This is a genomic window from Nostoc cf. edaphicum LEGE 07299 (assembly GCF_015207245.1).
GTDB classification, from domain to species: Bacteria; Cyanobacteriota; Cyanobacteriia; order Cyanobacteriales; family Nostocaceae; genus Nostoc; species Nostoc edaphicum_B.
Map to the genome: position 1 here is coordinate 1 of NZ_JADEXF010000111.1, position 8,052 is coordinate 8,052.

Here is an 8,052-nt window from a genome sequence, read left to right on the forward strand (position 1 = left end):
TTGTCATTTGTCATTTGTCATTTGTCATTTGTCATTTGTCATTTGTCATTTGTCATTTGTCATTTGTCATTTGTCATTTGTCATTTGTCATTTGTCATTTGTCATTTGTCATTTGTCATTTGTCATTGGCTTACTAAAATTTTCCCAGTCCCCAGTCCCCACTCCCTATTCCCTACTTGTCTTTACCCAATTCGGTAAGCAGCCGCCGAATCACAGATGCATCCTCGGCATCGGGAACTTTTGCTAAATAATTTTGTAGGTCGTCTACGGCTTGAGGGTAGTAACCGAGTTGATAGTAGATCAATCCGCGATCGCGCAATTCTAAAGTTAAACCAGGAAACAACAACAAAATTCGTTCAACTGCTGCCAGCGTTTTTTCTAACTCTTGCTGTTTGAGGTAAATAAATTTTAAATTTGTCAACATCCGGGCCAAAAATTGCCGATTACTAACTACAGCCAAAAATTCTGGTTGTAGCGTCACTGGTTGCTGATAAAGTTGAGATAGGCGTTCTTCGCAATCTTGGGTAAATATTATTTCACCACCATTGAAAGCATCCACAAAAATCTCTATATCAGGAATATCTGGGCGGATCAGGAAATGTCCTGGCATACCTATACCGACCATCGGAAAATCAATCCGTCGAGCAACTTCCAGGTAAACCAGCGCTAAGGTAATGGGAATCCCCAATCGGCGATCGATTACATCATTGAAAAAGCTGTTGCGTGGGTCGTAATAGTCAATTTTATTACCAGAAAATTTTAAATCATCGTAGAGATACTGATTAATAGTTTGAACTATTCGCAAAGGATAGCGTGAATCAGGCAGACGTTCTTGAACTTCCCATGCCATTGTATCAAGGGCGTTGAGATATTCCTCTAGGTCTAGCTTGGGATATTCTTCTTGTGCAATGTACAAAGCTGCCTTTGCTAGGTCAATTTGCTCGTCAGACTGCTGAATCTCTTGGTAAAAATATTGTCGTGCTGACGAGAAATTCATAAGCTATTGCTCGGTGGAGGTGTGAGGATGAAGCCGCAAATACGCTTAACTCAGGCATCACGGCTTGGCTAAAAACTGTTTCTTATATCTATCTTCATCTTATGGATATTCAGAAGTTTTGGAAATGTAGTTTACATATATCTATTACTAACTTTTAGCAAATGCTGTGTTGGTGATGTCTTCGATGGGCTGTACCCACGCAAAGTACATAACTTAATACAAAATACGCATTATTTCAAGGACAAAGTTAGACATCAAATATCTAGCTTTTTGCTTGCAAGTAGAAGTATTTAAGTAATGTAGAGTAGTATTTTTTGATACAAAATATGGTAACTAGGGCGATCGCATCTGAAAAAATGAGATTAAGATCAACTTGAGCATATTCTGTCAATCTGGTCAGGATGAGGATCGCAACCACAGCCGCCAAACTCCTTTTTAAGGAATTACTAAGAGAGTTATGTCCCCGTCCGATGCTAGAGTGAAAGGTGACATTGCTTATTCTTATGTCTTCTCCGACCTTATTTGAAATCTAGCTTCACTCATTAGGCGCAGCATGGTAACAACCGCAGAAAAAACAAACATTGGTTACATTACCCAAATCATTGGCCCAGTTGTAGACGTTAAATTTCCCGGCGGGAAATTGCCACAAATCTACAACGCCTTGAAAATCGTTGGCACCAACGAAGCTGGACAGGAAATCAACATCACCGTTGAAGTACAGCAACTGCTGGGCGACAACCAGGTGCGGACTGTTGCGATGAGTTCCACCGAAGGCTTAGTGCGCGGTTTTGAGGTGTCCGATACAGGCGCTCCCATCAACGTACCAGTTGGGAAAGCCACTTTGGGCCGGATTTTCAACGTCCTTGGCGAACCTGTGGACAACAGAGGTCCTGTAAATGCTGAGGCAAGTTTACCTATCCACCGCTCTGCTCCCAAATTCACTGACCTGGAAACAAAGCCTTCCGTGTTTGAGACTGGGATTAAAGTTGTTGACCTTCTGACTCCCTATCGACGCGGCGGTAAGATTGGTCTATTCGGCGGTGCTGGTGTTGGTAAAACCGTGATCATGATGGAGTTGATCAACAACATCGCTACTCAGCATGGTGGAGTATCCGTTTTTGCTGGCGTGGGTGAACGCACCCGTGAAGGTAATGACCTCTACAATGAAATGATTGAATCTGGGGTTATCAACAAAGACAACCTCAACGAATCAAAAATTGCTCTAGTTTACGGTCAAATGAACGAGCCACCCGGAGCTAGAATGCGGGTTGGTCTTTCAGGATTGACAGTAGCAGAATACTTCCGCGATGTGAACAAGCAGGATGTGCTGTTGTTTATTGACAACATTTTCCGGTTTGTACAAGCAGGTTCAGAAGTATCGGCGCTACTAGGTCGGATGCCTTCAGCGGTGGGATATCAGCCCACATTGGGAACTGATGTAGGTGAACTACAAGAGCGGATTACCTCGACTACCGAGGGTTCGATTACCTCCATCCAAGCAGTGTACGTACCAGCGGATGACCTCACTGACCCCGCACCTGCTACTACCTTCGCCCACTTAGACGGTACAACAGTACTATCTCGTGGTTTGGCAGCTAAGGGAATTTATCCCGCAGTTGACCCCCTTGGTTCAACTTCCACCATGCTTCAGCCCAATATTGTTGGTGACGAACACTACAGTACTGCGCGGGCGGTGCAATCAACTCTGCAACGTTATAAAGAACTCCAAGACATTATCGCCATTCTCGGTCTAGATGAATTGTCTGAAGAAGACCGTCTCATTGTCGCGCGGGCCCGGAAAGTTGAGCGTTTCTTGTCTCAGCCGTTCTTTGTGGCAGAAGTATTCACCGGTTCTCCTGGTAAGTACGTGAAGTTGGAAGACACTATCAAAGGGTTCCAAAAGATTCTGTCTGGTGAGTTAGATGCTCTACCAGAACAGGCTTTCTACTTAGTTGGCGATATTAACGAAGCGATCGCCAAAGCTGAAAAAATCAAAGGTTAGTCATTAGTCATTGGTCATTAGTCATTAGTCATTAGTCATTAGTCATTAGTTCAACTGCTAATGACTAATGGCAATTACAAATGACAAAAGGCAAAGGACAAAGGACAAAGGACAAAGGACAAAAGACAAATGACATTAACCGTTCGTGTAATTTCCCCAGATAAAACAGTCTGGGATGCTCCAGCTGAAGAAGTTGTTTTGCCTAGCACTACTGGTCAACTAGGTATCCTAACTGGACACGCACCACTTTTGACTGCTTTAGATACTGGTGTCATGCGAGTTCGTGGCGCTAAAAATCAGAATTGGGAAGCGATCGCTCTTTTGGGTGGCTTTGCCGAAGTCGAAGAAAATGAAGTGACAATTCTGGTTAACGGCGCTGAACGTGGCGACAAAATTAACCTTGATGAAGCTCGTACTGCTTACAACCAAGCAGAAACACGTCTAAGTCAAGTTTCCGCAGACGATCGCCAAGCTCAAATTCAGGCAACTCAAGCCTTCAAACGGGCCCGCGCTCGGTTTCAAGCTGCTGGCGGTTCAGTCTAATTTAACTTTATATTTCCACTTTGTAGGTTGGGCAATTTCCAACCTACAAAATATTTATTAAGAAGAAATCAGGATACAGGAGTCAGGAGCCAGAATTCAGAATGAATTCTGTACGGCTGCTAACACTCCATCTCTTTACGGATAGACTATTCTGAATCCTGAATTCTGAATTCTGACTTTTTATTTATTAAAAAAAAATTACGTCAAGTTTAAGAAATCGAGGCAAGCCTTGGTGAAGTGTTAACTTAGCTAATTAGTTGCCCAGATGGGCACAGATTATGAAAAGCCTTTCATCTTTGCTTGGTACTCGTAAACAAAATCAGGTAGCTTGTTTTGCAGCATCGATCGTAGCAACGTTAGCGATCGCTGCGCCAACGTCTTTGACGAACGCTGGTAGTATTCACTCTGCCAATGCTACTTCTGTCAAAACAACTACTGCAAAAGAAATTACTTCAGCGACTGTCCAGCTAAACCAGACCACACCAAATATTGCTCAGTTACAAACTAGCAGGACTCAATATCAAGCTGCTGGCATTAATCCTGTTGTAGTGGTTCCCATTCTACTTGTTGGCGGTTTAGTCATATTCGTCCCCCTATTCTTTGGGGGACTAGTAGTTATTGGCGAACGGGAAGTTGGCATTGTAGTGAGGAAATTTACCCTTTCCGGGCGTGGACTCCCCGCCGGCAGTTTAATTGCCCTCAACGGCGAAGCTGGCTTGCAAGCAGATACTTTAGCTCCTGGTTGGCATTGGGGCTATTGGCCTTGGCAGTATTCTGTAAAGAAAGAATCGGTAATTGTCGTTCCCCAAGGGGAAATTGCTTTGATTGTGGCAGCAGATGGTCAACCCAACCCACCAGAGCGAATTTTAGGTAAAATCGTGGGTTGTGACAACTTCCAAGATGCTCGAAAATTCCTCATCGAAGGTGGCGAGAAAGGGCGGCAAATGGGTTTTCTTACGGCTGGTACATACCGGATCAACACTGCCCTATTTAAAGTCATCATGGCATCAAATGCCAGCGCTCATGGCATGACTCCAGAACAGTTGCGGGTTTACAGTCTGGCATCGGATAAAGTTGGCATTGTCACTACTTTAGATGGTGTACCAATTTCCGCAGGTGAACTCGCAGGCCCGATAATTGACGGACATGACAACTTCCAAAATGGTCAGAAATTTATTAATGGCGGTGGGCGGCGAGGTTTACAAGAACAGATATTGCTTTCGGGTTCTTGGAACTTGAACCCTTGGTTTGTCCAGGTAGAGCAAGTGCCGATGACGGAAATTCCCATTGGGTATGTAGGTGTGGTGATTTCTTTCGTGGGCAAGGCACATCAAGATGTTAGCGGTGCAGCTTTCACCCACGGTAATTTGGTGAATCCTGGACATAAAGGTGTGTGGGTCGAACCGTTGTATCCTGGCAAACATCCGATTAATTCCCGGATCATGAAGATGGAACTGGTGCCAACGACTAACATTGTCTTAAATTGGTCAGATCGCACCGAACGCCACAGCTATGATGCTCAACTGGCTTCCTTAACAGTGCGATCGCGAGATGGGTTTGCCTTTGATTTGGAAGTAGCACAAATTATCCATGTGGGTGCTTTAGATGCTCCAAAGGTAATTTCTCGCGTTGGTGCCATGCAAAATCTAGTAGACCATGTATTAGAACCAACTATCGGTAATTATTTCCGCAACTCAGCCCAAGACTATACTGTACTAGACTTTCTCACTGCTCGGAGCGAACGACAAGCTGAGGCTGCTGAGTATATTAAAACAGCATTGCGGGCTTATGACGTGCAAGCGATCGACACCCTGATCGGTGATATTCAGCCACCAGCATCACTAATGCAGACACAGACAGACCGGAAAATTGCTGAAGAAGAACGCAAGACTTATGAAGTTCAGCAGATGGCGCAAACCCAACGGCAGCAGCTTGTCCGGGAAACGGCACTGGCGGATATTCAGCAAGAAATGGTGAAATCGGAGCAGAGTGTGCATATAGCTGATCTGAAAGCCCAAGCCCAAATCAAGGAGGCGAACGGTGAAGCCGAGGGTACAAAACTCCGGGCAATTGCTGAGGCTGAAGGTATCCGTGCCACAGGTAACGCCAAGGCTGAAACCTACCGCGCTGGTGTGGAAGCCTTGGGTTCACAAGGTTATACAGCAATGCAACTGATGCAGATTATCGGCGATCGCAATGTTCGTTTGATTCCAGATGTCTTAGTTGGCAGTAATGGCAGCAATAACGGCTTAGTGGATGGGTTACTATCCATGATTTTATGGAATCAAACTGGTAAAGGTGAATTAACACCAACACCTCTGCATCCACAACCAGTAGTTACCAAAGCACAACCAACCCCAGAAAACGGTCATCCACCGATAGTTGTGAATTTTCCTGTAGATAAGTAACATTAGCAACATCTGGTAGGGGCGTAGATATGTGCGCCCCCAATACGGTTTGGATAAGCAGGGGAGGCAGGGGAAGAAATAGTTACAACGAGATAGGTTCAGCCTCTTCTGGCAAACTAAAATTCAATTGTTTTACCTTCTAATTGTCCGTCGCGCAAGATAGATTCGCTCTACATCAGAACGACTAGCGATCTTTCGGATTAACAAAGGGGTAACTTCCGCCACCACAATTGGTGTATAAAGAGATTGATAAATGACCCGTTGCTTACTTTCCTTAAGTTGGTTTACAAGAGGTTGCTGAATTACCTGATAGTGAGATTTAAGAGTATTTAAGTGATTTTGATGCTCAGTAGGGTTCGATCCTTGATAAGGCTGAACTGTTTCTCCTTTTAGATGAAAAATGACTCTGATAGGGGTATTGCTTCCTTGAGCAATGCGATTCGCTAATTCGGTTTCCAATTTGCCAACGAAGCCTTTATTGTTGATTACTTGAATAGCCTGCTCTAACACTTTCTGATTAATTTGATTGCCAGCAGCATCAAGGGATACGCCATAGATATTGCCTTGGGTATCTATTAGCTTAAACCGCGTGATTCCAGTATCATCTAGAGTTGCTTTGTTAACTACATTGAGGTAGTCAGCCGAGATTCCTGTAGTCTTAGAAACCTCTAATTTAGCTTTTTCAGCTAAATTGTTTAATGTCTGGTTTTCTGAGAGCGGAAGGCTAAAGGCTACTGTAGGCACAAATGAGATAACAGCAGATAAGCAAACGGTTAGACCTAAGAATTTCTGCATCTTGATTTTATAGTTATTCGTAAGCAGTTCCGAGTTCTAAGTAACTAAAAACAGCTATATTTTATTGTGGATGCTATGTAGGCAAAGAATTTTGCTTTTACAAGAACGTTATCGTTTACTCAAGCAGATTGGTAAAGGGGGATTCTGTAAAACCTTCCTCGCAATAGACGAAGGTCAGTTTCCGCCAGTTCCTTGCGTCGTTCAAGAATTATCGCTGGAATACGAAATATCTAAAAATTTTCAGCAAATGGCGCAAAAGCTAGAGGAATTAGGAAAGCATCCGCAAATTCCAACTTTATTAGCTTATTTTCAACAGAATGGGCATTTTTATTTAGTGCAAGAGTTTATTGCAGGCACTAATTTAGCTCAGGTGGTTGAAGAAGAAAGCGCTTTTAATGAAACTCAGATTTGGCAACTGTTAGAAGATTTGTTGCCAGTTTTGCAGTTTATTAGCGATCGCCACATCATCCACCGCGATATTAAACCCCACAATATCATCCGTAGATCCCCAATTACCAAGAAGGGAAATTTCGTTATAGTCGATTTTAGTAGTGCGAAAATCGTCACAGAAATTGATCGGCTAACATTTGAAACCAGTATCGGCAGTCCAGAATACTCTGCACCAGAACAAACGAAGGGAAAAGCCGTTTTTGCTAGTGATTTATATAGCTTGGGTGTAAGTTGTATTTACTTACTTACCCAGATTCCTCCCTTTGATTTATATGATATTGCAAATGATTGCTGGGTTTGGCAACAATATCTTACTACTAAGGTAAGTAATGTCTGGCGACAAGACGTAAAGAGTCTACGCTTGGCCCAAATCCTCGACAAGCTGCTGCAAAATGCTGTTCACCGCCGCTTTCAATCGGCTGATGAAGTTATGCAAGCAATGGGTATGGAATGTAAAACTCAAAATTTTAAATTACCAAATCCTCCTTGGCGATGTTTGGATACCCTAACTGGGCATTCTGGGAGATTAAGTAGTGTGAATGCCCTTGCCATAAGTCCTGACAGTAGCACTTTAGCCAGTGGTAGTGATGACAAGATTGTTAAATTGTGGGATTTAAATACCCAAAAACTCCTAGCTAGCTTATCAAGACATTCCCAAGCTGTAAAATCCGTTGCCTTCAGTCCAGATGGTCAAATTCTGGCAACTGCTAGCGATGATAAAACTATCAAATTGTGGGAGGTTGAGACATTAAAAGAAATCTGCACCCTCTTGGGACACTCACACGCGGTAAAATCAGTTGCTTTCAGTCCAGATGGGCAGATTCTCGCTAGTGGTAGCTGGGATAAGACAATCAAAC

The 8,052-nt window shown here is 43.5% G+C and carries 6 protein-coding genes; 4 read left to right on the forward strand and 2 right to left on the reverse strand.

Annotated elements, in window-relative coordinates; all coding sequences use genetic code 11:
• Positions 1-172: 172 nt before the first annotated feature.
• Positions 173-997, reverse strand: a complete 825-nt coding sequence (locus IQ229_RS05105) for a SirB1 family protein (protein WP_194041854.1) — start codon at positions 995-997, stop codon at positions 173-175.
• Between the two features lie 553 nt (positions 998-1,550).
• Here IQ229_RS05105 and atpD point away from each other — a divergent pair.
• From atpD to IQ229_RS05120, 3 genes are all read left to right on the forward strand, one after another.
• Positions 1,551-2,999 (forward strand): F0F1 ATP synthase subunit beta, encoded by a 1,449-nt coding sequence (atpD, locus tag IQ229_RS05110; protein ID WP_194041856.1) that lies wholly within the window; start codon positions 1,551-1,553, stop codon positions 2,997-2,999.
• 129 nt (positions 3,000-3,128) lie between these two features.
• Positions 3,129-3,542, forward strand: coding sequence for an ATP synthase F1 subunit epsilon (atpC, locus tag IQ229_RS05115; protein ID WP_194041858.1), 414 nt, complete (start codon positions 3,129-3,131; stop codon positions 3,540-3,542).
• 278 nt (positions 3,543-3,820) lie between these two features.
• Positions 3,821-5,950, forward strand: a complete 2,130-nt coding sequence (locus IQ229_RS05120; RefSeq protein WP_194041860.1) for an SPFH domain-containing protein — start codon at positions 3,821-3,823, stop codon at positions 5,948-5,950.
• Between the two features lie 132 nt (positions 5,951-6,082).
• Here the strand turns inward: IQ229_RS05120 and IQ229_RS05125 are convergent, their stop codons facing one another.
• Positions 6,083-6,745 carry a hypothetical protein gene (locus tag IQ229_RS05125; protein ID WP_194041862.1) on the reverse strand — a complete coding sequence of 221 codons (663 nt, stop codon included), beginning with the start codon at positions 6,743-6,745 and terminating at the stop codon, positions 6,083-6,085.
• A gap of 70 nt (positions 6,746-6,815) precedes the next feature.
• On the opposite strand from IQ229_RS05125, the gene IQ229_RS05130 reads away from it, so the two are divergent.
• Positions 6,816-8,052: serine/threonine-protein kinase (locus tag IQ229_RS05130; RefSeq protein WP_228013150.1), on the forward strand; the 1,237-nt coding region annotated here is incomplete at its 3' end.

What these genes read in the sequence shown, in the direction of transcription:
- IQ229_RS05125 (WP_194041862.1), bottom strand. Translation starts at nt 6,745, where the DNA reads ATGCAGAAATTCTTAGGTCTAACCGTTTGCTTATCTGCTGTTATCTCA.
- atpD (WP_194041856.1), top strand. Translation starts at nt 1,551, where the DNA reads ATGGTAACAACCGCAGAAAAAACAAACATTGGTTACATTACCCAAATC.
- IQ229_RS05120 (WP_194041860.1), top strand. Translation starts at nt 3,821, where the DNA reads ATGAAAAGCCTTTCATCTTTGCTTGGTACTCGTAAACAAAATCAGGTA.
- atpC (WP_194041858.1), top strand. Translation starts at nt 3,129, where the DNA reads ATGACATTAACCGTTCGTGTAATTTCCCCAGATAAAACAGTCTGGGAT.
- IQ229_RS05105 (WP_194041854.1), bottom strand. Translation starts at nt 997, where the DNA reads ATGAATTTCTCGTCAGCACGACAATATTTTTACCAAGAGATTCAGCAG.